This is a genomic window from Pseudomonas putida (assembly GCF_026625125.1).
Lineage (GTDB): Bacteria > Pseudomonadota > Gammaproteobacteria > Pseudomonadales > Pseudomonadaceae > Aquipseudomonas > Aquipseudomonas putida_X.
Map to the genome: position 1 here is coordinate 3,033,946 of NZ_CP113097.1, position 24,320 is coordinate 3,058,265.

A 24,320-nucleotide genomic window follows, 5' to 3' on the forward strand; every position below is an offset into this window, starting at 1 on the left:
CTTACGACAACTGCAAGCTGGGCAGCTGTTGGCGCAGGCCTTGGGCAAAGGCGTCGAGCAGGCGGCCCAGGCAAATGGACAGCGCGTCCACCCCTTGCAGGAACAAGGGCGACCAGGCGTGGCCGGCGTCGCCGTGCACCTTGTCGAGGAAAAAGCGCAGGTGGGCAAGGTCCACCGGCAGGCCCAGTTCGGCAGCCAGTGCCACCGCCTGGTAGGTACTGAGCAGGTCAGGTATGCGCTGCCCCTGGTTGGCGAAGCCCCCCTGGCGCACTTTGTGCGCAGCCAGTAACGCGGCGGCAGCCTCAGTGACGTCGTTGCCGGTGTGGGCCAGGCAGGCCAGGGCCTGCAAACCGGCGCGCAGTGACACTTCGCCCCGGGGGAACGATGCGTAGCCATGGGCTTGCCGGCAGCTGCCGACGAAGCGTTCGATGGCCGCGAGGTCCACGCCGTTGTCATCGCCCAACTGCCGCACGATCGACACGGCCGATGCGGTGGACACCATGTCCGAGCCGCGCCCCTCCCAGAACCCGAAGCCGCCGTCAGGGTTCTGCAGCGAGGCCAGCCAGCGGCCGATCGCCTGGCGAGGCCCGGGCTGGCCACTGAAGGCGCCCGCTGCAAGGCCCCAGTTGGTGCACCGCACCTCGGCACCACGGCCTGGCATGTACATGATCCCGGCTTCGTTGGGCATCTGGCAGCCTTCGATCCAGCGCAGGGCTGCATCGCGCTGCTGCGGGGCCAGGCGATCGCCCAGCACAGCCGCCGCAGTGGTCAGCACGTCGGCGGCGGTGTCGGCGCGGCGATACGAATAACCGCCTTGGGGCATGCACAACGTGGCGATGAATGCAGCCACGTCATCGGCCAGGTGCGCCACCGGCTCGCCCAGTGCCTTGAGTGAACCCACTGCGCAGAATGCCGCCCAGACGTCCTCACCGTCATAACCGGCCCAGCGTACGAACGCACCGGTCGGGCCGCGCAAGGCATCGATCCACTCGGCGCAGCGCTGACGGCCCAGCGGTTGCGCCTGCAATGCAGCAAGGCTGGCGGTGGCGCGATACGTCGCCCACAGGCACGGCACAGCCGCCGCTTCGCTGAAGCGAAAGCCGCCACAATCCAGCTGCTGCGCCTGCAGCCAGCCGATCAAACGTGGCAGGTCCCATTGCGGCGCCGGCAAGCCTTGGCGCGCCAACGCTCGCGCAGCCATCACGCCGTAGAAACAGGCACGGGTGTCGGCGAGGTTGCGTCGGGCGAAATCCGCCGACCAGCTCAGGCCACCATTGGCACACTGCAACCCTTCGAGCCATTCATACAGGGGCGCGGGGTCCGCTACCTGGCCCTGGCACACTTCGATCAGGGTGCGCAGCGCGTAGTGGCTGGCCCACACGTCCGCCGTCTGGCCCGGGCACATGGCATAGGCGTTTCCGTCGAACAGGGTAGTGATCCAGGCCGCTGTCTCGTCGCTCTTTTCAACCGCAACGCCCAGGTCGTGCAAGGTTTCGGTGCAGTAAAACGTGGCCCAGGCATCGGACGGCATCCCCTTGCTCCAGGCAAAGCCGCCATCGCGGTTACGCCGAGACAGAATGTAGGCCTGCAATACCGGTGCATCGGCTTGCTCAAGGCGCTCGACCCAGGCCAGGCTGCGTATGGCCGCATAGGTGCACCACAAATCCGCCTGGCCGTTGCCCAGGCCCTGCCCCGCAGGGAAGCGTGGCGGCGTCATTGCTGGCCACCGACGAAGCGCAGGTTGGTTTTCTTCCAGCTCTTTTGCGACCCGCCACTCTTGTTCAGCGCCGACAGGTTGTTGACGAACAGTACACGGCTCCAGCGCAGCCCCATGTGCTGCTCGGAGCGCTCCAGCAAATGCGCTTGCAGGCGCGCTTCCTGGCTGGTGTCCCAGACCACGTCACGCTCGAGAATCAGCGCGGCGCTGTCAGCCTGGCGGTCCACTTCGATGACATACCCGGTGGCATCGCAACTGCCGTAGACCACCTCCTCGACCGCGCGGATTTCAAGGCCTACCCCCGCCACCCGGACGCTGTCGCTGTCACGCCCGTTGACCTGCAGTGTCGGGCTGATCCGGCCTGGCGCCCAAGGCGAGGTGATGGTCACGCTGTCACCGGTGTCCAGACGCAACAGCGGCCGTGCATAGAGGTTCAGCGGCGTAACTACGAGGCGGCCCGTGAGACCCTCGGCCGGGGTCACCAGGTTGCCGTCGGGCAACAGCAGTTCGAAATGATTGCTCGCCGTGGCCAGGCGCATCTGCAGGTCTTCGCCCACTGCGGCCAGGGTGCCTGTTTCGGTACTGCCGTAGCTGGCATCGAACACATCGCATTGCCACCAACGCGCCAGGCGTTCACGGAACGGCTGGGTGTTGACCTCGCCAAGCAACATGATCGAGCGCACCGACCCGGCGAAGCTGTGCAGCATTTCGCGCTGTTTCAGGTAGCGGGTCAGTTGCACCAACACACCCGGCGCGATGAACAGCACCGTAGGCCGATAGGTGTCGAAGGTCTTGCACACACGTTCCCAGTCGGTAATCCCGGTGGTGAAGGGATAGAGGCGCACGTGGGAAACGTCCAGGTACTCGCAGACATTGGCGATCAGGTCACCTACCGGCACGATGTCCGATGGCATCAGGTTGGCCACCCGAGCACCCGGGCGCAGCACTGTCCGCCAATGGCTGGCGACGCTGACGGCGTTCCAGATGATGTCTTCTTTCACACGCGGGGTTGGTGTCGGCTCGCCAGTGGTGCCGGTGGTCGCGTAATACTTGGCCGCCTCACCGAGTTCTACGGTGCAGAACTTGAGCGGTTGGTCTTTGAGCAATGCCTTGGCAGTCACGGGCAACTGCTGGAAGGCCGTTGCACTGTAAGGACCTATGTTTGCGTAATGGGCGCTGTGTTGTGCTCGCGTCCAAACTGCTTGCAACTTGCGTTCATAAAATGCGGCGTCGGGCACCTGCCCCGCTTGCAGCTGAAGCTCGCGTTCCGCGGCCTGCAGCACGCCGTAATCCTGGTCCCTATGAACTAACATCGACTCGCCCTCTCGAATGAACAGCGCAGAGAATTGGCGAGCGTCCGGCTCAAGTAAAATACTTATTTGAAACCGTCGGTGATAGGTGCGGGGTATTATTCAGCAACTTCAGCAGGTAAAACCTGATCATTAAGTGCGCTTTTTCTGAACGCATTTCCCTCATCGCGCCGTGGATCCGGCGGGATATCAGATAAAGATGTTTTTGGTATTTCCCAAAGGGTGTCCGGCTGCAGCACTATCGCCACGCAGCCAGGCAGGCTGTCGAGCAGGTGAGGTATTTAGGGCATGCCACGGGCTTTATCAGCATCTTTGCGATCGTGCGCCGCCCACGCGGCGCATCGCCATATTTGCCGCAGAGGCTTCAACGCCCTTGGGCGCACCGCCATACCCGCGCGATATCGTTTGCCCGGGCCTGCAACAAGTGCGCGGCGTCGGCGCACGCCTGCTCCAGGGTCATCGGCCCGCTGGCCAGGGCAAAGGCCGCATCGATGCCATGCGCATACAACTGCTGATAGCCGTCGCCCAACGTGCCCGCCAGCACCACCACGGGCACCCCGTGGCGCTTAGCGACCCGGGCCACGCCCATCGGGGTCTTGCCCCGCAGGGTCTGGGCATCGAAGCGGCCCTCACCTGTGATCACAAGGTCGGCGCCTTGTACCAGCGCATCGAGGCCGGCCAGCTCCGCGACCACTTCCACGCCAGGGCGGAACTGCGCCTGCATGAAGGCCTTGGCAGCGAAGCCCATGCCGCCGGCCGCGCCACACCCTGGCAGTGCTCTCACGTCTTGGCCCAGCAGCTGCGCACAATGGTCGGCAAAGTGGCTCAGCGCTTTGTCCAGGGCCTGGACCTGCTCGGGGCTGGCGCCCTTTTGTGGCCCGAAGATCGCCGAAGCACCATTGGGCCCGCACAGGGGGTTGTCGACGTCGGCCGCCACGTCGACCTGAACCTGCGCCAGGCGTGGGTCAAAGCCACTGGCATCGATGCGTGCCAGCCCGGCCAGGGCCAGGCCGCCGTCTGCCAGTGGCTGGCCGTCGGCGTCCAGCAAGCGCAGGCCCAAGGCCCGCAGCATGCCGCTGCCGCCATCGTTGGTCGCACTGCCACCAATCGCCAGGACGATGCGCTGTGCCCCTGCGCTGAGTGCGGCGTCGATCAGCTCGCCGGTACCCCAGGTGCAGCTGCGGCAGGCATCGCGCTGCGCACTCGGCAGCAGCTGGATACCACTGGCCTGGGCCATCTCGATGATTGCCGTGCGGCTGTCGGCCAGCCAGCCCCAGGTGGCCTGCACGCGCTGGCCCAGTGGCCCGCGAACGGTTTGCCGGCGCAGATCGCCGTGGCTGGCAGCGACAATCGCCTGCATGGTGCCTTCGCCACCATCGGCCATGGGGCACTCGAGCAACTCGGCGGTCGGCAGCGCTTCGGCCAAGCCGGCGGCAATGGCACGGGCGACACCGGCAGCATCGAGGCTGTCCTTGAACGAGTCGGGGGCGATGACGATTTTCATGGTGATTCTCCTGTCCAGATAGCCGCATGCTGACAGTTGTCTGGCGTGCGGGCCTCGGTCGGATGCACAAATGGCCGGTAGCTTGTTTGGGCAAATGCCTTTCTGCCCCGCTCAAGCCGCTGGCAACAGCTGCAACCCCAGGTACAGGCTCAACATGCCTTCCAGACGCAGCGGGTCGACCTCGCCCAGCTCGGCAATGCGTTCCAGGCGGTAGCGCAGGCTGTTGCGGTGGATGCCAAGGGCATCGGCGCAGGCTTGGCTCTGGCCATCATGCGCACACCACGCGCGCAAGGTGGCGAGCAATTGCCCGCTGGCATCCTTGGCGCCAATGCGGCGCAGCGGCTCAAGCAGCTCATCCAGCGCATCTTCATTGCGATGGCGCCACAGCAAAGCCGGCAGACGGTAACGCGCAAGGCTCAACAGGCGCTCGCCCGGCAACACTTCGCGGCCATAGGCGAGCAGGTCACGGACCCGCCGGTAACCGCGGCGCAACTGCTCAAGGCTCTGCGCCGGGCTGCCCAGCGCCAGGCGCTCGATCTGCCAGCCGCTGCGCTGCACGCGCTCGAACAGGCGCTGATCGTCCAGCACGACACCGGCCGGGCGGCACCATAGCAAGGAATCGCGCGCCGGGCTCACGCACCAACTGTCCGGGTAACGGTTCATCAACCAGGCGGCCAAGGCCTCGGCCGCCGGGCCGGCGCTCAGTTCGAACAAGCACGGCACCCGTGGCAATTGCGGTTTCAGGCCCAATTGCTGCGCTTCGTCCAGCAGCCGCGGCGAGTCGCCGGTGCCACCGAGTAGCAACGCCAGCAGGTCGTCACACCGCTGGCGCCGCCATTGCTGTTCAACCTGCAAGTGGCGCTGAGCCAAGAGCATTTCGGCGGTCATGCGCACCAGTTCGCCGTAGGTGCGCAGCTGCTGCGGCTCACCCGTCAGCCCCAGCACCCCGATCAGCCGCCCATCGAGCATCAGCGGCAGGTTCACCCCCGGTTGAACACCTTTGAGGCACTTGGCGGCCTCTGCATCGAGCTCAACGATCCGGCCGTTGGCCAGTACCAGTTGCGCGCCCTCGTGGCGGGTATTGATGCGCTCCGGTTCGCCACTGCCCAGGATCAGCCCCTGGCTGTCCATGACATTGACATTGCACGGCAGAATGGCCATTGCCCGATCGACAATATCCTGCGCCAGGTCATGGTCCAGTTCGAACATTCGATGATCCTTGAGGGTGTTAGGCTTTGTTCGCGAGCACAGCGTCTTGCCCAGATGGCTGTGCAAAAGCACAAAGACAGCTGCGTCGCACTGCCCGAGACTCATCAGGGCGAGCGCCGGCACAGGCGACGCGGCGACAACCATAACAATAGAGAACCCGATCATGGCACACAGCCCTGCCCCTGACCAAGGCACAGACATCACCCGCAACGCGCTTTACCGGCGCATCACCCTGCGGCTGATTCCGTTCATTTTCATCTGCTACCTGTTCAACTACCTCGACCGCGTCAATGTCGGCTTCGCCAAGCTGCAAATGCTCGATGCGCTCAAATTCAGCGAAACCGTCTACGGCTTGGGTGCCGGGATCTTCTTCATCGGCTATGTGCTCTGTGGCCTGCCAAGCAACCTGGCGCTCAACCGCTTCGGCCCGCGGCGCTGGATTGCGGCGATGATGATCGCCTGGGGCAGTCTCTCGACCTGCCTGCTGTTCGTCACCACCCCAACCGAGTTCTACACCCTGCGCTTGCTGACCGGCGCTGCTGAAGCAGGCTTCTTTCCGGGTGTGGTGCTGTACCTCTCGCGCTGGTTCCCGGCAGACCGCCGTGGCCGGATCATGGCTTTGTTCATGTCGGCGATCCCTGTATCGGGCCTGCTCGGCGGGCCTTTCTCCGGCTGGATCCTCGAACACTTCGCCACGGGCCAGCATGGCCTGGCAGGCTGGCAGTGGATGTTCCTGATACAGGGCCTGCCAACCGTGGCGCTGGGTTTCCTGGCCATTGGCATGCTCAGCGATGGTTACCACAAAGCCGCCTGGCTGAGCCCCGCCGAACGCCAGCTGATCGAGGCCGATTTGAAGGCAGATGCCGCCAGCAAACCCGTCGCCAAGGGTGACGGTGTGCTCGCCGTGCTGACCAACCCATTGATCTGGACCTTCGGCTTCGTTTATTTCTGCATTCAGAGCGGTGTCTACGCGATCAACTTCTGGCTGCCGTCGATCATCAAGAACATGGGCTTCGACAACCCGCTGCTGATCGGCTGGCTGAGCGCCATTCCGTACCTGCTGGCGGGTGTGTTCATGATCCTCTGTGGCCGCTCGGCGGACCTGCGCAACGAACGCCGCTGGCACCTGGTGGTGCCGATGCTGATGGGCGCTGGCGGTTTGCTGATTGCGGTCAACTTTGCCGCCACACCGGCCATCGCCATCCTGGGCCTGTCGATCGCCACCATGGGGGCCCTCACCGGCCTGCCGATGTTCTGGCCGATGCCCACCGCACTGCTCAGCGCCAGTGCCGCGGTCGCGGGCCTGGCGATCATCAACTCGGTGGGGCAGATGGCCGGGTTCCTCAGCCCGTACTGGGTTGGCTTCATCAAGGACCAGACCGGTTCGACCGACGCCGCTTTGTATTCACTGGCAGCACTGATCGTGCTGGGGAGCCTCGTGGCGCTGCGGGTGACGCGCGCCAGTGCCCTGGCGGCGGCCCGGGCCCATTGAGTGCGTGGGGCCGCTCTGCGGCCCCGTTGACGGCAAGGCGGCTGCCACATCGGGCATGTTTCGCCGGGAAGCGACTCGGCGTTTCCGGTCGTCAGGTCAACGCATCACCCTCCCGTCCGAGGCGTCAAATGATTCCAAAGGCCCCCTTTGGAGACTCCCATGACCGACCACGCCGTGGCCCGCTTTGACCAGCTGGACCCGAAACGCCCCCTGCGGGTACAGGCCGGCAGCGAAGAAGTGATCCTGATCCGCAGTGCCGGGCAGGTCCGCGCCTTTCAGGCCAATTGCCCGCACGCCGGAGCGCCGCTGGATGAAGGCGTGGTGTGCGACGGCCTGCTGGTCTGCCCCTGGCACAAGGCTGCTTTCGCCATCGACGAGGGTGTGGTCTGCGAGCCCCCGGCGTTGGCAGACCTGCGCCGCTACCGCGCCTGGGTCAAGGATGGCGATGTCTGGGTCGATGACCAGCCTCTGCCGCAACCCGAGCCACCGCGCCACAGCGATGCGCGCTGCTTCGTCGTCATCGGCGCCGGAGCCGCAGGCTCGGCGGCAGTTGCCACGCTGCTGGCCCATGGGTTCGGCGGGCGCCTGGTGTGGCTCGACCAGGAACGGCAACCGGCGTATGACCGGACTGCGCTGAGCAAATTCGTGATTGCCGGCGAAATGCCGCCGGACGAGGTACCGGCGCTGCTTGAAGCTGACCAGTTGCGCACCGGCCAACTGGAGCGGCGCTCGGCCAAGGTGCGCCTGCTGGATGCCAAAAAGCGCCAGATCATCCTCGCTGACGGCCAACGCATCGATTATGACGCAGCCTTGCTGGCCACCGGCGGCAAACCGCAACGCCCAGACCTGCCCGGTGCAGGCCTGGCGGGCATCCTGACGCTGCGCTCGCGCGAAGATGCAGCGCGCCTGCTCGATGCCGCCGAACCCGGCCAGCCCGTGGTGATCGTCGGTGACGGTTTCATCGGCCTGGAGGCCGCATCGGCACTGTGCGCATACGGCGCACAGGTCCACGTGGTCACCCGCCACGAAGTTCCGTTACGCACGCCGTTGGGGGAGCGCATCGGCCGCTCCATTCGCGCGCTGCATGAGGGCAAGGGCGTGGTGTTTCATGGCCCGACCGAGGTCGAACGCTTCGTCGGTACGCAGCACGTCGAAGCCGTGCAGCTGAGCAACGGTGAGACCCTCGACACGTCACTGGCCTTGCTCGGTACCGGCGTCACCCCGGCCACTGCCTTCGTGCAGGGCGTGCAATTGGCCGAAGACCGGTCCATTTCAGCGGACGCCCACTTGCAGGCCGCCGATCGGCTATGGGTTGCCGGCGATATCGCGACCTTCCCCCTCACCGGCCGCCCGGTGCGCATCGAGCATTGGCGCCTGGCTCAACAACACGGTGTCATCGCGGCTGCCAACATGCTGGGCGAGCAGCGCCGGTATGCCGACGTACCGTTCTTCTGGACCTATCAGCATGGGCTCACTTATGAAGTACTGGGGCATGCGCGCGACTGGGACCGCATCGAATTTGTCGGGCAGCCGGAACAAGGCGACTTCATTGCCTTGCAATGTGCAGGTGAGCAGGTGCAAGCGGTGATCGCCAGGGGCTATTCTGATGCCATGGCGCAGTTGTCGCAGCGCATGAAGCGGTCACTGAGCCTGGCGCAGGCGCTTGAGTTGATCGGTTGAACGCTTTCGCCCCGCGCCAGCCTGGCTGCCGATCCTGCAAAAATCAGCTATGGTTTTCCCCACCTCCAATAACAAGAATTTCGTGGAGCGCCCATGGCCGCGCACACCGCCTCACCCCCCGCCAGTGAGCTGGCTGCGTTCGTCGATTGCCATTTCGCCGAACGCGGCCTGATGCCAGAACCTGTTATCGCCGAGTCCTGGTACCGCAGCATCAACCAGCATCACCTGGACCCTGAATTGCGCCATGTCGACAACATGCTCAGTGCAACCGAAATCCGCCTGCACCAAGCCCAGCATGAGGCCTACCTGGCCATCGCCAGCCAAGGTGTCAGCGGCCTGGCGCGGCGGGTGGTGGATGCAGGCTTCGCCGTGCTGCTCAGCGACGCCGAGGGTATTACCCTCGATGCCCGCTTGCCGCCCGACCCGCAACGCTATACGCGCTCGGGGCTGATCGTCGGCGCGCGCTGGGACGAGTCGGTAGCCGGCACCAACGGCATCGGCACCGCGCTGGCATGCGGCCAAGCCCTGACCATCCACCGTCAAGAGCACTTCCTGGCCGCCAACGCGCGCCTGAGCTGCTCGGTGTCGCCGATCTTCGATGCCCACAATCGATTGCTCGGTTGCCTCAATGCCACCTGCCTGTACAACGATGGCCCCAAGCAAGCACAGCACCTGACCTTGCAACTGGTGACCCTCTACGCCCGGCTGATCGAGAACAGCCATTTCCGCGAACGCTACCGCGACCGCCTGACCCTGGCGCTGAAACCGCGTGACGAGTTCTCGGACCTGGCGGCCGAGCAGTTGCTGGCGCTGGATGAGGGTGGCCGGGTGATCGGTGCCAATCGGGCAGCCTTCCTGGCGTATGGCGGCACGTTACTAGGGGCGCCTGTCGAACAGCTGTTGCACGCCGATATCGACCAATTGCTTGACCTCACCCGTGGCGGCGCGCGCGGTACCCAGTTGCGCGGCCCGGCTCAACCGCTTTTACTGGACGTGGGCCTGCGCGTCCCGGCAGGCTACCGCCCGCTGCGGGCTGCACCGCCGATGCCTGCGCGGGCTGGCCACCCCGGCCTCGATCAGCTGGCCGGCCAGGACGCGCAACTGCAACAAGGCGTGCGCCGGCTGCGCAAGGTGTTGGACAAGGACATCGCCATCCTCCTCAACGGCGAAACCGGTACTGGCAAGGAGGCGTTCGCCCGCGCCCTGCACCAGGCCAGCCAGCGCCATGCCAAGCCGTTCGTGGCGCTCAATTGCGCCGCGATACCCGAGTCATTGATCGAAAGCGAACTGTTCGGCTACCGCGCTGGCAGTTTCACGGGTGCCAGCCGCAAAGGCATGAAAGGCAAGCTGGAGCACGCCAATGGCGGCACGCTGTTCCTCGATGAGATCGGTGACATGCCCGCACACCTGCAAACGCGGCTGCTGCGGGTGCTGGCCGAACGTGAACTGGTACCGCTGGGGGCCGAAACGCCGGTGCCGCTGGATATCCAGGTGATATCGGCGACCCACCAGGACCTGCAGGCCATGATTGGCGAGAAGCGCTTTCGCGAGGACCTTTACTATCGCCTGTGCGGGATGCGCATGCGGTTGCCGGCCCTGCGTGAACGCAGCGACCGCCGCGAGCTGATCGATACACTGCTGTGTAGCGTGTCGGCGGGGTCGCGTTTGCGTTTGAGCGCAGAGGCGCATCGTTGCCTGCTGGAGCATGCGTGGCCAGGGAATGTGCGCCAACTGCACAACGCATTGCGCCAGGCGGTGGCGCTGGCCGAAGGCGGGGTGATCGAGCTGGCCGACTTGCCCCAGGAGCTGCTGGACTGCCCTGCGCTGGCGCAGCCTGGTGCGCTCGAGCAGCAGGTGGAAGACCTTGAGGTGCAGCACTTGTTGGACGTTTTGAAGCGTGAGCGCTGGAACATGAGTGCAGCGGCGCAGGCGTTGGGTATTTCGCGCTCGACGCTGTACCGCAAGATGAAGCGCTACGGGATCGTGCAGCCGAACCTGATGGTGTGACCCGTGCGGCCCAATCGCCGGCAAGCCGGCTCCCACCTGGATTGCGCCGAGTATTAGAAATGGGTAAGACCGTTGCTTCCACAGGTAAAGCGCAGGCCTGAAGAACTACGCGGTCTCGGTGTGAGCTGGCTTGCCGGCTCCCACTTGGATTGCGCCGAGTTTTAGAAATGGGTAAGACCGTTGCTTCCACAGGTAAAGCCCAGGTCTGAAGAACAGCGCGGTCGGGGTGGGAGCCGGCTTGCCGGCGATGGGTTGCGCAGCAGCCCCCCATAGCACAGCTGTGATAGCCCGGGCGCGCTCGATGAGACCAGCGAGCATCTGGGTCGGCTTTACAGCCCGTCGCCAGCCCCCACTCAGCTGGCCGGCGACAGGGAGATGCTGTGATCACTTACCCCTGGATATACACCACCTGCGTACGCGTGTACTCATACAACCCGTGCTTGCCATCCGCCCCGCCGATGCCAGACTTGCGCGCACCGGCGTGGAAGCCCTGCATGGCTTCGAAGTTCTCACGGTTGATGTAGGTCTCGCCAAAGTCGATCTCGCGGCAGGCCTTCAGCGCGGCATTGAGGTCACGGGTATAGAGTGACGAAGTCAGCCCGTACTCGCTGTCATTGGCCAAGGCAATCGCCTCGTCCAGATCATCGACCACCTGGATCGGCAATACCGGTCCGAAAACCTCCTTGCGCATGATCTCCATGTCCGCCGTACACCCGGCCAGCACGGTCGGCTGGTAATGGAACCCGGCGCCGAGGTCGGCCACCTGCCCCCCGGTCACCACCTGGGCGCCCTGCCCTACGGCCGTGCGCACCATCTGCGCCACCTTGTCGAGGCCGGCCTGGTTGATCAACGGCCCCATGTCCAGGTCGGCCTGGCGCGAGGGGTCGCCATAACGGGTGGCCGCCATGGCTTGGCCTACCTTGTCGACGAAGGCGTCGGCCACCTTGCGCTGCACATACACGCGTTCGGCACAGTTGCAGACCTGGCCGGTGTTGATCACGCGCGAGGCTACGATGGCTTTCACCGCCAGCTCCAGGTCGGCATCAGCCAGCACGATCGCCGGCGCCTTGCCGCCCAGTTCGAGGTTGAGCTTGGTAATGTTCGGTGCCGCCGCAGCCATGATCCGCGCGCCAGTCGCAACACTGCCGGTGAAGCTCACCAGGTCGACACCGGCATGGCTCGACAGGCCGTGACCAACGCTCGCCCCTTTGCCACCGACCACGTTGAATACCCCCGCAGGCAGGTCTGTCTCGGCCACCAACTGGGCGAACGCGTAGCAATTGATGGGCGTTTCCTCACTGGGCTTGACCACGATGGTACTGCCGGTGAGCAGCGCCGGCGCCATCTTGCGTGCGATGAGGAAGAACGGGAAATTCCACGGCAGAATCCCCGCCACCACGCCCAATGGCTTGCGCATCAGGAAGATGTGTTCGTGGGCGCGGTCGCTGCTCAGTACCTCGCCTTCCAGGCGCCGCGCCCATTCAGCCATGTAGTCCAGGTAGTCAGCGGTAAAGTTGACCTCGACCTGGGCCAACGCCGGCACCTTGCCGCCCTCTTGGGTAATGATCCGCGCCAGGCGGTCGGCATTGGCCCGCACCTTGTTGGCGATCTGGCGCAAGTAGCCTGCCCGTTCGATGGCTGTCTTCGCCGCCCAGCCCTTTTGCGCCTTGCGCGCCGCGGCAATGGCGCGCTCCACCTGTTCAGCCGGGGTTTCCGGCACCCGGCCGAGCAACTGAGCGTTGGCCGGGTTGTACACCTCGATCAGCGCCTCGCTGGGCACGAACGTGTTGTCGATGAAGTTCTGGTAGGTCGTGTCAGTCATGCTCGTGTCACTCCTGTGGTGTGTTGTCGGCCAGGGGCGGCTGGGCGACGGGCTTGGCGCTGAAGCACTGCCACGCATCGCCTTCGGCCTTCAAGTCATGGGCGCGCTTGATCAGGTACTGGTGCACCTGCTCGACCTGCTCGGGGTTGAGGTTGTCGGCGAACGAAGGCATGCCATCGGGTACCCGGCCGCCATAGAGGATGCCAAGGAACATCTGGTGCTTTTCGGCAGTGAGCTTGCGCAAGTCGGGCAGCACGCCGCCACTGACGGCGTGAATGCCGTGGCACTGCGAGCAGTTGCCGTCATACAGCGCTGCCCCGGCAGCGACCGTCTGCGCATCGGCGCTCAACGCGGGCGGCTCCGGTGCATCGGCCGGTGGCGCCGGCTCGCGCAACTTGGCGGTACCGCCGATCTTGTAGGTCAGCACCTGAGCGAACGGCTGCACCCCGGCGCGCAGCGACAGCGCCCCGGCAAAGGTGGAGAACGCCCCGCCCCAGCCGGCCATGAACGTCACGTACTGCTCGCCGTCCACCGAATAGGTGATCGGCGCTGCCATCACGCCACTGGCGGCGGGCGACTCCCAGAGCTTTTTGCCTGAATCGGCGGCATAGGCGATCACCCGGCCATCGGCGCTGCCTTCGAACACCAGGTTGCCGCCAGTGCTCAGAGTGCCGCCGTTGAAGATGGTGATGTACGGTACTTCCCACGCTGGCGCTTGCTTGACCGGGTCCCAGGCAATCAGCTTGCCCGACCAGCTCTTGGCCATGTCCAGCAGGCCTTCAGCGCCTTCGGGCATCATGCCGGTACGCAAGCCCAGCTGGTAAACGCTCTTGAACGGGTTGCGCTTGGGCGCCTCGGGGATGTGTTCGTAGTAGGCCGACATGATATGCGCCGGGATGTACACCAGGCCCGTGTCGGGGTTGTAGGACATCGGGTGCCAATCGTGGGCGCCCCAGAACGCTGGGGTCACCAGCTTGCGCTTGCCGTCCTTCCAGTAGGCGGCCGCCTCATCGTCGAGGATCGGCCGTCCGGTTTTCATGTCGATACCCTTGGCCCAGTTGACCGGCACGATGTTCTTCGCCGACAGCAGCTCGCCGGTGGCACGGTCCAGGACGTAGAAGAAGCCGTTTTTCGGGGCTTGCATCAGCACTTTGCGTGGTTTGCCGTCAATTGGCAGCTCGGCCAGGATCATGTGCTGAGTGGCGGTGAAATCCCAGGCATCGCCTGGCGTGGTCTGGTAGTGCCAGGCGTATTCGCCGGTGTCAGCGTTGACCGCGACGATCGAGGACAGGAACAGGTTGTCGCCCTTGGCCTGGCTGCGCCATTTCGGGTCCCACATCGAGCCATTGCCCACGCCGATATACAACAGGTTGAGTTCCGGGTCGTAGGCGAACGAGTCCCAGGCGGTACCGCCGCCGCCCCACTCGACATAAGCGTCGCCGTGCCAGGTCTTGCTGGCGATTTCCATGGCTTTGTTCTCGGGCGGCAGCTTGGGGTCGCCCGGTACGGTGAAGAAGCGCCAGGCCTGTTTGCCGGTTTCGGCGTCGTACGCCGTCACGTACCCGCGCACACCGAATTCGGCGCCGCCATTGCCAATGATCACCTTGCCATTGACCACCCGCGGTGCCCCGGTGATGGTGTAGCTGCGCTTGGTGTCATCGCGGGTGTCCACCGACCACACGCGCTTGCCGGTCTTGGCATCGATCGCCTCCAGGCGGCCATCGAGCACGCCAACGTAGACCTTGCCCTGCCACACCGCCACCCCGCGGTTGACCGCGTCACAGCAGGCTTCACCGGCGCGGTGGCGGTCGGACTGCGGGTCGTACTTCCACAGCAGCGCGCCATTGCGCGCGTCCAGGGCATATACCACCGAGAACGGCCCGGTGGTGTACATCACCCCGTCAACCACGATCGGTGTCGCTTCCACACCCCGGTCAAGGTCTAGCTTGTAACTCCAGGCAAGACCGAGCTGGTTGACATTGTCCTGGTTGATCGCCTTGAGCGGGCTGTAGCGCTGCTCGTCATAGGTTCGGCCGTGGCTCATCCAGTTGCCGGGTTCCTTGTCGGCGTCGATGATGCGCTGGCCGTCGACTTCGGCGGCTAAAGCAGGTGCGCTGCACGCCAGGCTCAAGGCCAGGCAGCTCAGCAAGTGCGGCAGAGGCCGACGGTGTGGGCCTGTTCGATTCATGCTCGGTTCTCCGTTCTTGTTATGGACACCGCATCAGGCGTCGGTAACACACAGAGCAACGGCTGTGCCACTGATAGCACGCGCTCGCCAACCCCCCATGCCAGAGCGGTTCGGCACTACCTTGTAGGGAACCACCAGGCCAGTGCCACTGGCGCAGCGATGAAACAATTGCTGCAGGCATGACACAGGTGTGCCAGCCGCTCGCTGGCCCAAAAGGTGCCGAGTTGCATGAACAAAGACCATTGGGGAGCCCGCAGCCGGGGTGCCGGTCCCCCCATTCCCCAATCATCCCGGTATCGTGCGCGCCATTGGTTTTTCACCTTCGGAGCGGCAATGAAACTCTTCCAACCCTTACAGATCGGCCCACTGACGTTGCCCAACCGCGTGTTCATGGCGCCCCTCACCCGCCTGCGCAGCCGGGAGCCTGGTGATGTACCCACCCAGATGATGGCCGAGTACTACGCCCAGCGTGCCAGTGCCGGCCTGATCATCACCGAGGCTACGCAAATCTCCTTCCAGGCCAAGGGTTACTCGGGCTCGCCAGGCATTCACAGCGCCGAGCAGATCGCCGCCTGGCGCCTGGTGAACGAAGGCATTCACGCTGCAGGCGGCCACAGCGCCGTGCAGGTCTGGCACACCGGCCGTGTTTCGCACACGTCCTTGCAGCCTGGTGGCCAGGCACCTGTAGCGCCCAGTGCCCTGGCTGCCAATGCCCGTACCACGTTGCGGGACGAACAAGGCAACCTGGTGCGCACCGAGACCTCTGCACCGCGTGCGCTGAGCGAGGAAGAAATCGCCGGCATCGTCGCCGATTTCGGCCAGGCCGCGGTCAATGCTCGCGAAGCCGACTTCGACTTCATCGAATTGCATGCCGCCCACGGCTACCTTTTGCATCAGTTCCTCACCCCCAGCGCCAACCAACGCGAGGACCGTTATGGCGGCAGTGTCGAGAACCGCGCCCGTATCGTGCTCGAAGCGGTGGATGCCGCCATTGCCGGCTGGAGCGCCGAGCGCGTGGGTATCCGCATTTTCCCGTTGGGTGGCTTCAATGGCGTGGACAATGGCGAAGATCAAGAGGCCGCAGGGCTGTACCTGATCAAGGAACTGGCCAAGCGCAACCTGGCCTACCTGCACCTGTCCGAGCCGGACTGGGCGGGTGGCAAGCCGCTGCGCGATAGCTTCCGTGAGGCTATTCGGGCGGCTTACCCAGGCGTGATCATTGCCGCAGGCGCCTATACCGCAGAGAAAGGCGAAGACCTGATCGGGCGTGGATTGATCGATGCCGTGGCGTTCGGCCGCAGCTTCATCGCCAACCCGGACCTGGTGGAACGGCTGCTGATCAAGGCGCCACTGAATGAACATCGGCCACAGTTCGACTATGCGAACGGGCCGCAGGGGTATACGGATTACCCGTTCCTGCAACAGGCTTGATGGCATGACCGGCCCCGCATCTACGGATCAGACGCCGTAGAGGATGCCGGGATGAACCCGGCTTCAGGGGCCTGACGTGCGCAATCATTGTTCCCAGGGCACGCCCTGCTCCCAGCTCGCCACCAGCAGATCGATGAACCCGCGTACGCGCGGCGACAGGTGGCGTTTGCTGGGGTACACCACCCGAATGGGATCCGCTGGCGGCCTGTAGGCGTGCAGCACTTCCACCAGGGTGCCTGCGCGAAGGTCCTCCCCGGTGATGTAGGTGGGCAGGTGAATCAGCCCGAACCCTGCCCGTGCACCATCGAGCATGGCTTCGGAACTGTCGATATTGAGCCGCCCCGGCTCCTCGCACAGGTGCAGGCCCTCTTGGGTGTGAAAGCGCCAAGGCATGGATTTTTCACCTGTCAGGAAGGCGATCTTGTCGTGCCCGTAAAGGTCTGCCGGCACCTGCGGCACCCCGTGCCGGCGCAGATAATCGGGCGAAGCGCAGGTGACGAACTGCTGCCAGGCCACAGTGCGTGTGAGCAGCTGTGAGTCTTCCTTGGGTGCACCGATCCGCACGGCCACGTCAATGCCCTCCTCGACCAGGTCGACGAACCGGTCGGTAAAGCGGATGTCGGCACGCAGTTCCGGCCATTGCTTGAGGTAAGCATCGAGCACCGGCAGCACATGGCGCTGGCCCAACGACAACGGGGCGGTCAGGCGCAGTGTGCCGCTGGGCTTGCCGCGCCGCTGGGCCATGGTGGTTTCCACCTCGTCCAGGTCATCCAGAATCTGCCGCCAACGCTCATACGCCACCAAACCCTCATCGGTCAGGCTCAATTTGCGAGTGGTACGGTTGAGCAGGCGTACCGCCATGCGCGCCTCCAGCCGCGCGATGCTCTTGCCCACGGCTGAACGGGTCAGCCCCAGGCTCGCCGCTGCAGCGGTAAAGCTGCCCGCCTTCGCGGCACTGACGAAAGCGGTGATGTCGCCGAAGCGGTTGGGTTCCATGTCCGGTACCTGCAGAGACTCAAGACCCGCTTAGATGGGTGCATATTGCAGTAATGCAAGGGCGTCGTTACAGCATCCACTGCAGGCCCTTGATGACCAGCAGGTGCACCGGGTAGAACAGATACCCCCAACGCCCCACCGCAGGCACGGGCCAATGGTCGTGGCGCAGCAATCTGCACCCGACAGGAATGGCCAGGGCTGCAGCGGCCATGGTCAACAACGTGACCGGTGCCAGCAGGTGTTCGAACAACCAACTGTTGGTCAGGTTGCCCGCCACAGCCAACAGGCACGGCAGCAGCCAGGCCACGCCCCCTCGGCTGCGCGCCATCAGCCAGGCGCTAGGCAGCAGGACGCCGGGCAACCCATACATCAGCTGCGCGCTGCCCAACGTTGCGATCACCAAGGCGACAAGGCCGATCAGCCGCGCTGCCGCCGTTGGGTGGTGCACCGCCCACGCCACCAGCAGCCCCAAGGTCAGTGTGGGGATCACGCTGAAGGTCTGGGTGGTGGCGTCCAGCCAACGGTAAGGGCCTTCAGACAGGACCATGAACGTCAGCATCCAGCCCAGGTAGCGCAGGTTGGGGCGGGTCAACAGCCGACCCGCTGGGCTGCGCCCGACATTCACTGCGATCGCCAGGCAGAACAAGGGGAAGGCCAGGCGACCGACGATGAACAGCCCGTCCGCGGCTGGCCAGATGAAACGTAGATGGTCGGCGACCATGGTCACGATCGCCGTCCACTTGACCAGGTCCAGCCCTGCCGAACGCACGCCTCAGCGCCCGGGGCCGTCGGCCTGATGCAGGTATTGGGTGGTCCAGGCGGCCAACGGCAGCGGGGGTTGCTGGTCCAGGATACGGCGCCAGATCAACGCCAGGTCGTGGCGGTTGAACATCGAGCCTGCTCCGCTGCCGCGCCACGCGGTGGGCGTGTCGGCAACCCATTGCCCCTGAGCATCGCGGTGGCCCATGTTGAAGCGGAAGGTGTAATTGCCCGGGATCCCCATGCGCAGGTCGGTCACCACCAGCGCACCGTCCACCTCGTCGTAGCGCAGCCAGTCATCGGTAAACCAGCGCAGCCGCTGCAACAGGGGGTTGTCGGCCAATGCAGCGGCAAGCTGCAGGTTACGCGGCAGGCGCTGCATTTCCGGGGGCGCACGGTCGAACACACTGCTGATGCCCTCGTAATAGTCACCCTCCGGGGTCTTGGCCAGCACGCGCCAGACCAGGCTGTTGAACGCGATCGGTACCGCACGCACGTCGCTGGCGACAACCCCCTGCTGGTCGAGGGCCGCCTGGAAACGCTGCTCGGCTGCCATGCGCCCGGCCAGGCCGAAACCCAGGTAGGCCGTGCTGAACACCAGGGCCAGGCTCATCAGCCGCAGCGCCTGGGCGCTGACGCCCCTGACCGCAGCGTAGAGCACGGCCGCCAGCAGTGGCACGGTATAGACAGGGTCGATGATGAACACACTGGCCCAGCTTTGCGGGGTGAACTGCAATGGCCAGAACAGTTGCGTGCCGTACACCGTGAATGAATCGAGGATCGGGTGGGTGACCAGCACCAGCCAGAACGCCAGGAACAGCCTGGGCAAGGTATAGCCTTTGTCAGGCCAGCGCTTGCGCCCCAGCCAGTTGACCAGCCAGGCGAGCACCAGGGCCAGGCCGGTCAGCACGAAGATCGAGTGGGAAAAGCCCCGGTGGTAGGTCATTTGCGACACCGGGTCGGCGTAGCGGATGACCACGTCCAGGTCCGGCACGGTGCCCAGTACGGCACCGTAGATCAACGAGCGGCGGCCCTGGATGCGGCCGAGCACTGTGCCTTGCAGGGCAGCGCCGAGTACGGCTTGGGTAATGGAGTCCAAGGGAAGGTTTCCTGAGCGGGCAATACTGGAAACCTAACCCTGCGAACCCCGTTGATGCAATTGCTGCTGTGTGACAACGCGTGGCCGGTACGGCCTCAGAACAGCTGCCAGGTGTATACCAGGATCAACCGGTTCTCATCGATGTCGCTGCGGTAATTGGACCGCGCCATGGCATTTCTCACCCGAATCCCCAGCCCTTTGAGCACACCGCTCTGCACCGCATACCCCAGATCGATGTCTCGTTCGCGATCCTTGCCCTCATACCCTTGGCCAGTGTCGACGTTGTTACCGGTGAGGTAGCGCACCGTCGCCGTCAGCCCCGGGATGCCCATGGCCGCGAAGTTGTAGTCATAGCGCAGCTGATAGGAGCGCTCATCGGTGTAGGCGAATTCATAGGTCGGCACCTCATTGCCCAGCGGGGAAATATTGGCGAATACCCTGGGGAACGGGCTGTCACCGTACATGGCCTGGTAGCCCGCGTGAAAGCTGTGCCCCCCTCGCCTGGCTGTGAGCAGTGAAAAGAATGCCTGGTTGTCGATGCTGCCCAGCAAGGCGTCACCTTGCTCACGGGCGGTGAAATAGCCGAGGTTGGCACTGAGCACCCAGTCGCCGATCGGTTTGCTGTGCTTGAACCCGGCAAAGCCCTGGGCATAGATGTCCTGCAGTTGCCCGTACCAGAGGCTGGCACTGGTCTGGTTGCCATTGAAGGCATAGTCGCCGCCCACATAGTTGAACGCGTCGCTCTCGACCTGGCGCTGGGGCACATGGCCGAGCATGGCGTTCATTTTGCCGTCGCCGCCTTCGTTACGCAGGTGCGAGCCGCTCAGGTGCCCGGCCTGCACCGTCAGGCCGTCCAGGTCGGATGAGCTGAGGCTGACGCCTTGGTAAGTGGGCGGCAACAGGCGGATATCGCTGAAGGTCAGCACCGGCAGGTTGGGCTGCAGTTCACCCACGCGCAGCTCGGTTTTCGACACCTTGGCCTTGAACGTAGGTGCCAGGCGGCTGTACTCGTCGGCGGCTCTGCCATCACCGTGCACCGGCAGCAGCCCTGTATTGACCCGGTCCGGGCTGCTGTCGAGCTTGATGCCGAGCACGCCCAGCGCGTCGATCCCAACACCTACGGTGCCAGGTGTGTAACCAGACTTGAAATCAAGAATGAAGCCCTGAGCCCACTCCTGGGCCTTGGACTGCTGATTGGCGCCGACGATGTCGGAAAAGTCACGGCTGAAGTAGTAGTTACGGGCGCTGAGGCTGGCTTTGGCATCCGTGAAGAAACCGCCTTCGGCGGCGAGTAACGGTTGGCTGAGCAGGGTCAGCCCGATGGCGACGCAAGGGGTTGGGTTCATTCCGAAGCTCTCTTGATCTTGTTGTTATGGGTAAAGCGTTGGCGGTACGGACTTCACAGTGAACGGCGCAGGGCCTCGCGGGCATGGGGGCGACGCAGCCTGAGCAGCGCGTGGGCCAGCAGGCCGAACAGCAGCCCCCAGAACGCCGCCGAAAGGCCAAGGAAAGACACCCCGGAAGCGGTGACCAGGAAGGTGAACAAGCCAGCGTCGCGCTCCTGCGGCTCAGCCAGGCTGCGGGCCAGGGCGTCGCTGATCGCGCCATACAACGCAAGCCCGGCCAGCGCGGCAATCAACGCAGCAGGAAAAGCGGCGAACAGCGACATCAGCGTCGCCCCGGCGATGCCCAGCAACAGGTACAGCGCACTGCCGGCGAGCGCCGCCACATAGCGCCGGCGCGGGTTGTCATGGGCCTCGTGCCCCGTGCACAGGCTGGCGGTGACGGCAGCGAGGTTCAGCCCATGGCAACCGAACGGCGCCAACAAGGCTCCACCGATGGCACTGGCGCTGATCAACGGGCTGGCAGGCGTTGCATAGCCGGCGTTACGCAGCACTGCCATGCCCGGCATGAATTGCCCGGTCAGCGCCACCAGCACCATTGGCAGTGCCAGGCTGAACAGCGCCGCCAGGCTGAACTGCGGGGTGATCCATTGCGGCGAGGCCAGTTGCACGACCAGCGCCTCGCTGCGCAGTGCGCCACTGGCAAAGGTGACAACGGCACCGACACCCAACACCGCAGCCACGGCGTAGCGCGGTTGCAGCCTGCGCATCAGCACATAAGTAACGAACATCGCCAGCACCAGCCCCGGCTGCAGCGGCAATGCCCGGAACACCTCGATGCCGAAGCTGAACAGAATGCCGGCCTGCATGCCGGCGGCGATCGAGCCCGGCAGGCGCGCGATGATGCGGTCGAAGGCCCCACTGATGCCGATCACCAGCAGGACCAGGTTGGCCATCAGATACGCCCCTACCGCCTGTTCCAGTCCTAGCTGGGGCAAGGCCGTGACCAACAGTGCCGAACCCGGGATGGACCAGGCGATCACCACCGGCACCCGGTAGTACAGGCTCAACACGCCGCCGAGTACCGCGCTGCCCATGGAGATGGCCCACACCCACGAAGACAGCAGGCCGTGGGGCAAGCCGGCGGCTTCGGCGGCGTGGAAGATGATCACCAGGGGGCCGGCGTAGGAAATCATCGTCGCCAGGCAACCTGCGACGATGGCGGAAAGGGAGCAGTCCTTGATCAGGTTTTTCATGGGCCTCTCGCTGCAGTGGTGGGTTGCAAGGGCTTTGCGCTCGATCGCCGGCTAGGCGCCTGCGACCCAGACGCCGCTGAGTCGAATGCCTGCGCTGGACCTGCAGACCCCGACGTGCCCGCGATCGCGGCTTAGCCTTCCTGCAAGGCCCGAGGCCGTCCGCTACGCTGCTCATCCGCGCCTTGCAGCGCCTTCTGCAACTGGAAGTCGAACTTCAGTTCGGCAAAACGGCCGTCGGCCCCCTCCCGGAACACCACCTCACCGACCAGCCCATCGCGCGTGGCATAGGCGAAGTCATCCCACAGGTACTTGTCACCAGACAGGTTGATCTGGGTGGTCAGGTGCCGATGCCCCGGCGCCGAGATGAAGAAGTGCACATGCGCCGGGCGCTGGCCGTGCCGGCCCAACAGGTCCAGACATTCCTGGGTCGGCCCCTGCGGGTCGCAGCCGTAGCCCGAGGGCACGATGGAGCGCGCGCGGTAGCGGCCTTCGGCGTCGGTGACGATGCGCCGGCGCAGGTTGTAGTCGGACTGGCCAGGGTCGAAGAACGAGTAAGTGCCTCGGGTGTTGGCATGCCACAGGTCAACCACGGCGCCGGCCAGCGGCTGGCCCTGTGGGCCGAGCACCTGGCCTTCGAGGAACATAACCGTGGCCACACCCTCCTCGCTGCCGTCATCCATGCGCACCTGGCCCTGGGCAATCGGCGCGCCGGCAACGTACAGCGGGCCTTCGATGGTGCGCGGGGTGCCGCCGCTCAGGCCTGCCTCGGCATCCTTGGCATCCTGCAGCAGGTCGAGAAAGTGCTCGATGCCCAGCCCCGCTACCAGAAGCCCGGCCTCGCCCCGCGCGCCAAGGCGGTTGAGGTAGTCCACCGCCAGCCAGAACTCGTCCTCACTGATTTCCAGGTCTTCGATCAGGCGTGCGGTGTCTTGCAGCACACGCTGAATGATACGTTTGAGGCGTGGGCTGCCGTCGTCGTTGCCAAAGCCTGCTGCTTCTTCGAAAAACTTCTGGGCGTCGGCAGTGTGGGAAATTCTCACGGTCATGATGCTCATCTCGTCTTGTTGTTGTGCCTAAGGCGTGTTGCAGCAGTCGTCGCCGTGGATCGACCACGAGTGACGACACAGGCCGTCGAGCAGGATGTCCCTTCAGGGATACAGAAGGTTCAGGCCGTCACGGACAAGGCGTGACGCCGGCTGCTGGCCAGGTGCACGGCCATGGCCAGGGCGGCGATTGCGCCGGGAATGGCGAAGGCGATGAAATTGAGTTGCAGCGGCAGGTTGATGCCCATCAGCGCACCGCCCAGCAGTGGCCCGACAATGGCGCCGTTGCGGCCTATGCCCGAGGCCCAGCCCAGGCCGGTGGAGCGCACCGCCAGGCCGTAAAGCTGGGCAGCACCGGCGTACAGCAGGATCTGCGTGCCAATGGTGGTGGCGCCGGCGATGAAGATCAGCAGGTACAGCACCGGCATTGGGCTGTTGACCCCGAGCAGGCTGATCGATATTGCAGCTGCCAGGAAAAACGCGACTTTCACTTTCACCAGGTTGTAGCGGTCGCCCAGCCAGCCTCCCAGGATTGCCCCGGCCATGCCGCCGAAGTTCAGTGCCAGCAGGAAGGACAGGCTCGAGCCCAGGCTGTAACCGGCGTTGGCCATCAGTTTCGGCAGCCACGAGCTGAGCGCGTAGACCATCAGCAAGCAGCAGAAAAACGCCAGCCACAGGGCCAGGGTGCGGGTTGCCAGGCCGTTACGGAACAGGTCCAGCACAGAGCCACCCTTGGATTGACGGTCATTGGCCTGCAACTGGTCGTCAGCATGCACATCGCAGTCAGGGTCGAGGCGCTTGAGCAACGTGCGCGCCTCGTCGGTACGGCCCTGGCGCACCAGAAAGCCGATCGATTCGGGCAGGTAATACAGGATCACCGGCAACAGCAGCAGCGGCACTGCGGCGGCGAAGAACATCGACTCCCAGCCAAAGCGCGGCAGCATGAAGATGCCCACGCCTGCCGAAAGCATGCCGCCCAGCGAATAGCCACTGAACATGATTGCCACCAGCGTGCTGCGCAGGCGCTTGGGCGCGTATTCATTCATCAACGCTACGGCATTGGGCATCAGGCCGCCGCAGCCAAGGCCGGCGATGAAGCGATAGATGCCGAACTCGCTGGGGCTGCTGGCGAAGCCGTTGAGGATGGTCGCCCCCGAGAACAGGGCGAAACAGAGGGCAATCCCTTTCTTGCGCCCGATGCGGTCGGCCAGGCTGCCAAAGGCCAGGGCACCGAACATCATGCCGAACAGCGCATAGCTGCCCAGGGCGCCGGCCTGCAACGGGGTCAAGCCCCATTCTTTCATGATGACTGGCAGTACCACGCCGTAGATGAACAGGTCGTAGCCGTCGAAGACCAGCAGCAGGCCGCACCAGGCCATGACCATCCAGTGGAAGGCGGTGAAACGGGCGTTGTCGATGATCGGGTGAACGTCAAGGGTTCGCATGGCATGTGTCTCTGTTGTT

At 64.6% G+C, this 24,320-nt stretch carries 17 protein-coding genes; 4 read left to right on the forward strand and 13 right to left on the reverse strand.

Annotated features, from left to right (window positions below; translation table 11 throughout):
- Position 1 precedes the first annotated feature (1 nt).
- The 4 genes from OSW16_RS14010 to OSW16_RS14025 all read right to left on the reverse strand — a co-directional run bounded on the left by OSW16_RS14010 (position 2) and on the right by OSW16_RS14025 (position 5,740).
- Entirely contained in the window at positions 2-1,717 is a 1,716-nt protein-coding gene (locus OSW16_RS14010; RefSeq protein WP_267816011.1) for a prenyltransferase/squalene oxidase repeat-containing protein, read from the reverse strand.
- Positions 1,714-2,838 (reverse strand): AMP-binding protein, encoded by a 1,125-nt coding sequence (locus OSW16_RS14015; protein WP_267816013.1) that lies wholly within the window; start codon positions 2,836-2,838, stop codon positions 1,714-1,716. The genes OSW16_RS14010 and OSW16_RS14015 overlap by 4 nt, the downstream gene beginning before the upstream one ends.
- A 553-nt stretch (positions 2,839-3,391) precedes the next feature.
- Positions 3,392-4,531: a glycerate kinase gene (locus tag OSW16_RS14020; RefSeq protein WP_267816015.1), complete on the reverse strand. Its 1,140-nt coding sequence runs from the start codon at positions 4,529-4,531 to the stop codon at positions 3,392-3,394.
- A 111-nt stretch (positions 4,532-4,642) separates the two neighbouring features.
- Positions 4,643-5,740 carry a sugar diacid recognition domain-containing protein gene (locus OSW16_RS14025; RefSeq protein ID WP_267816017.1) on the reverse strand — a complete coding sequence of 366 codons (1,098 nt, stop codon included), beginning with the start codon at positions 5,738-5,740 and terminating at the stop codon, positions 4,643-4,645.
- Between the two features lie 163 nt (positions 5,741-5,903).
- Between OSW16_RS14025 and OSW16_RS14030 the strand changes: the two genes are divergently transcribed.
- From OSW16_RS14030 to OSW16_RS14040, 3 genes are all read left to right on the forward strand, one after another.
- Complete coding sequence (locus OSW16_RS14030; protein ID WP_267816019.1) at positions 5,904-7,232, forward strand: MFS transporter; 1,329 nt, start codon at positions 5,904-5,906, stop codon at positions 7,230-7,232.
- Between the two features lie 159 nt (positions 7,233-7,391).
- Positions 7,392-8,912 carry an apoptosis inducing factor family protein gene (locus OSW16_RS14035; RefSeq protein WP_267816021.1) on the forward strand — a complete coding sequence of 507 codons (1,521 nt, stop codon included), beginning with the start codon at positions 7,392-7,394 and terminating at the stop codon, positions 8,910-8,912.
- 93 nt (positions 8,913-9,005) lie between these two features.
- Positions 9,006-10,919: a sigma-54-dependent Fis family transcriptional regulator gene (locus OSW16_RS14040; RefSeq protein WP_267816023.1), complete on the forward strand. Its 1,914-nt coding sequence runs from the start codon at positions 9,006-9,008 to the stop codon at positions 10,917-10,919.
- Positions 10,920-11,307: 388 nt separating this feature from the next.
- Here the strand turns inward: OSW16_RS14040 and aldA are convergent, their stop codons facing one another.
- Positions 11,308-12,741: an aldehyde dehydrogenase gene (gene aldA, locus OSW16_RS14045; protein WP_267816025.1), complete on the reverse strand. Its 1,434-nt coding sequence runs from the start codon at positions 12,739-12,741 to the stop codon at positions 11,308-11,310.
- Positions 12,742-12,748: 7 nt separating this feature from the next.
- Positions 12,749-14,929, reverse strand: a complete 2,181-nt coding sequence (locus OSW16_RS14050) for a PQQ-dependent dehydrogenase, methanol/ethanol family (protein WP_267816027.1) — start codon at positions 14,927-14,929, stop codon at positions 12,749-12,751.
- 333 nt (positions 14,930-15,262) lie between these two features.
- On the opposite strand from OSW16_RS14050, the gene OSW16_RS14055 reads away from it, so the two are divergent.
- Positions 15,263-16,360, forward strand: a complete 1,098-nt coding sequence (locus OSW16_RS14055; protein ID WP_241803468.1) for an alkene reductase — start codon at positions 15,263-15,265, stop codon at positions 16,358-16,360.
- A gap of 84 nt (positions 16,361-16,444) precedes the next feature.
- Here OSW16_RS14055 and OSW16_RS14060 read toward each other — a convergent pair whose 3' ends face one another.
- The 7 genes from OSW16_RS14060 to OSW16_RS14090 all read right to left on the reverse strand — a co-directional run bounded on the left by OSW16_RS14060 (position 16,445) and on the right by OSW16_RS14090 (position 24,301).
- On the reverse strand, positions 16,445-17,356 hold the full coding sequence (locus tag OSW16_RS14060; protein ID WP_241803469.1) for a LysR family transcriptional regulator: 912 nt from the start codon (positions 17,354-17,356) through the stop codon (positions 16,445-16,447).
- A 67-nt stretch (positions 17,357-17,423) separates the two neighbouring features.
- The gene (locus OSW16_RS14065) at positions 17,424-18,125 is read right to left on the reverse strand and encodes a TraX family protein (RefSeq protein WP_267816031.1); all 702 of its coding nucleotides are present in this window, start codon (positions 18,123-18,125) and stop codon (positions 17,424-17,426) included.
- Between the two features lie 3 nt (positions 18,126-18,128).
- Positions 18,129-19,214 (reverse strand): metal-dependent hydrolase, encoded by a 1,086-nt coding sequence (locus OSW16_RS14070; RefSeq protein WP_267816033.1) that lies wholly within the window; start codon positions 19,212-19,214, stop codon positions 18,129-18,131.
- Positions 19,215-19,309: 95 nt separating this feature from the next.
- Positions 19,310-20,560, reverse strand: a complete 1,251-nt coding sequence (locus tag OSW16_RS14075) for an OprD family porin (protein WP_267816035.1) — start codon at positions 20,558-20,560, stop codon at positions 19,310-19,312.
- Between the two features lie 53 nt (positions 20,561-20,613).
- The gene (locus OSW16_RS14080) at positions 20,614-21,813 is read right to left on the reverse strand and encodes a benzoate/H(+) symporter BenE family transporter (RefSeq protein ID WP_267816037.1); all 1,200 of its coding nucleotides are present in this window, start codon (positions 21,811-21,813) and stop codon (positions 20,614-20,616) included.
- A gap of 131 nt (positions 21,814-21,944) precedes the next feature.
- Complete coding sequence (gene catA / locus OSW16_RS14085; protein ID WP_267816039.1) at positions 21,945-22,859, reverse strand: catechol 1,2-dioxygenase; 915 nt, start codon at positions 22,857-22,859, stop codon at positions 21,945-21,947.
- Between the two features lie 119 nt (positions 22,860-22,978).
- Positions 22,979-24,301 carry an MFS transporter gene (locus OSW16_RS14090; protein ID WP_267816041.1) on the reverse strand — a complete coding sequence of 441 codons (1,323 nt, stop codon included), beginning with the start codon at positions 24,299-24,301 and terminating at the stop codon, positions 22,979-22,981.
- Between the last annotated feature and the right edge of the window lie 19 nt (positions 24,302-24,320).

Bases quoted from the DNA above. Each gene is read 5' to 3' on its own strand.
- OSW16_RS14010 (WP_267816011.1), bottom strand. From the start codon at position 1,717: ATGACGCCGCCACGCTTCCCTGCGGGGCAGGGCCTGGGCAACGGCCAG.
- OSW16_RS14020 (WP_267816015.1), bottom strand. From the start codon at position 4,531: ATGAAAATCGTCATCGCCCCCGACTCGTTCAAGGACAGCCTCGATGCT.
- OSW16_RS14025 (WP_267816017.1), bottom strand. From the start codon at position 5,740: ATGTTCGAACTGGACCATGACCTGGCGCAGGATATTGTCGATCGGGCA.
- OSW16_RS14030 (WP_267816019.1), top strand. From the start codon at position 5,904: ATGGCACACAGCCCTGCCCCTGACCAAGGCACAGACATCACCCGCAAC.
- OSW16_RS14035 (WP_267816021.1), top strand. From the start codon at position 7,392: ATGACCGACCACGCCGTGGCCCGCTTTGACCAGCTGGACCCGAAACGC.
- OSW16_RS14040 (WP_267816023.1), top strand. From the start codon at position 9,006: ATGGCCGCGCACACCGCCTCACCCCCCGCCAGTGAGCTGGCTGCGTTC.
- aldA (WP_267816025.1), bottom strand. From the start codon at position 12,741: ATGACTGACACGACCTACCAGAACTTCATCGACAACACGTTCGTGCCC.
- OSW16_RS14050 (WP_267816027.1), bottom strand. From the start codon at position 14,929: ATGAATCGAACAGGCCCACACCGTCGGCCTCTGCCGCACTTGCTGAGC.
- OSW16_RS14055 (WP_241803468.1), top strand. From the start codon at position 15,263: ATGAAACTCTTCCAACCCTTACAGATCGGCCCACTGACGTTGCCCAAC.
- OSW16_RS14060 (WP_241803469.1), bottom strand. From the start codon at position 17,356: ATGGAACCCAACCGCTTCGGCGACATCACCGCTTTCGTCAGTGCCGCG.
- OSW16_RS14075 (WP_267816035.1), bottom strand. From the start codon at position 20,560: ATGAACCCAACCCCTTGCGTCGCCATCGGGCTGACCCTGCTCAGCCAA.
- OSW16_RS14080 (WP_267816037.1), bottom strand. From the start codon at position 21,813: ATGAAAAACCTGATCAAGGACTGCTCCCTTTCCGCCATCGTCGCAGGT.
- catA (WP_267816039.1), bottom strand. From the start codon at position 22,859: ATGACCGTGAGAATTTCCCACACTGCCGACGCCCAGAAGTTTTTCGAA.
- OSW16_RS14090 (WP_267816041.1), bottom strand. From the start codon at position 24,301: ATGCGAACCCTTGACGTTCACCCGATCATCGACAACGCCCGTTTCACC.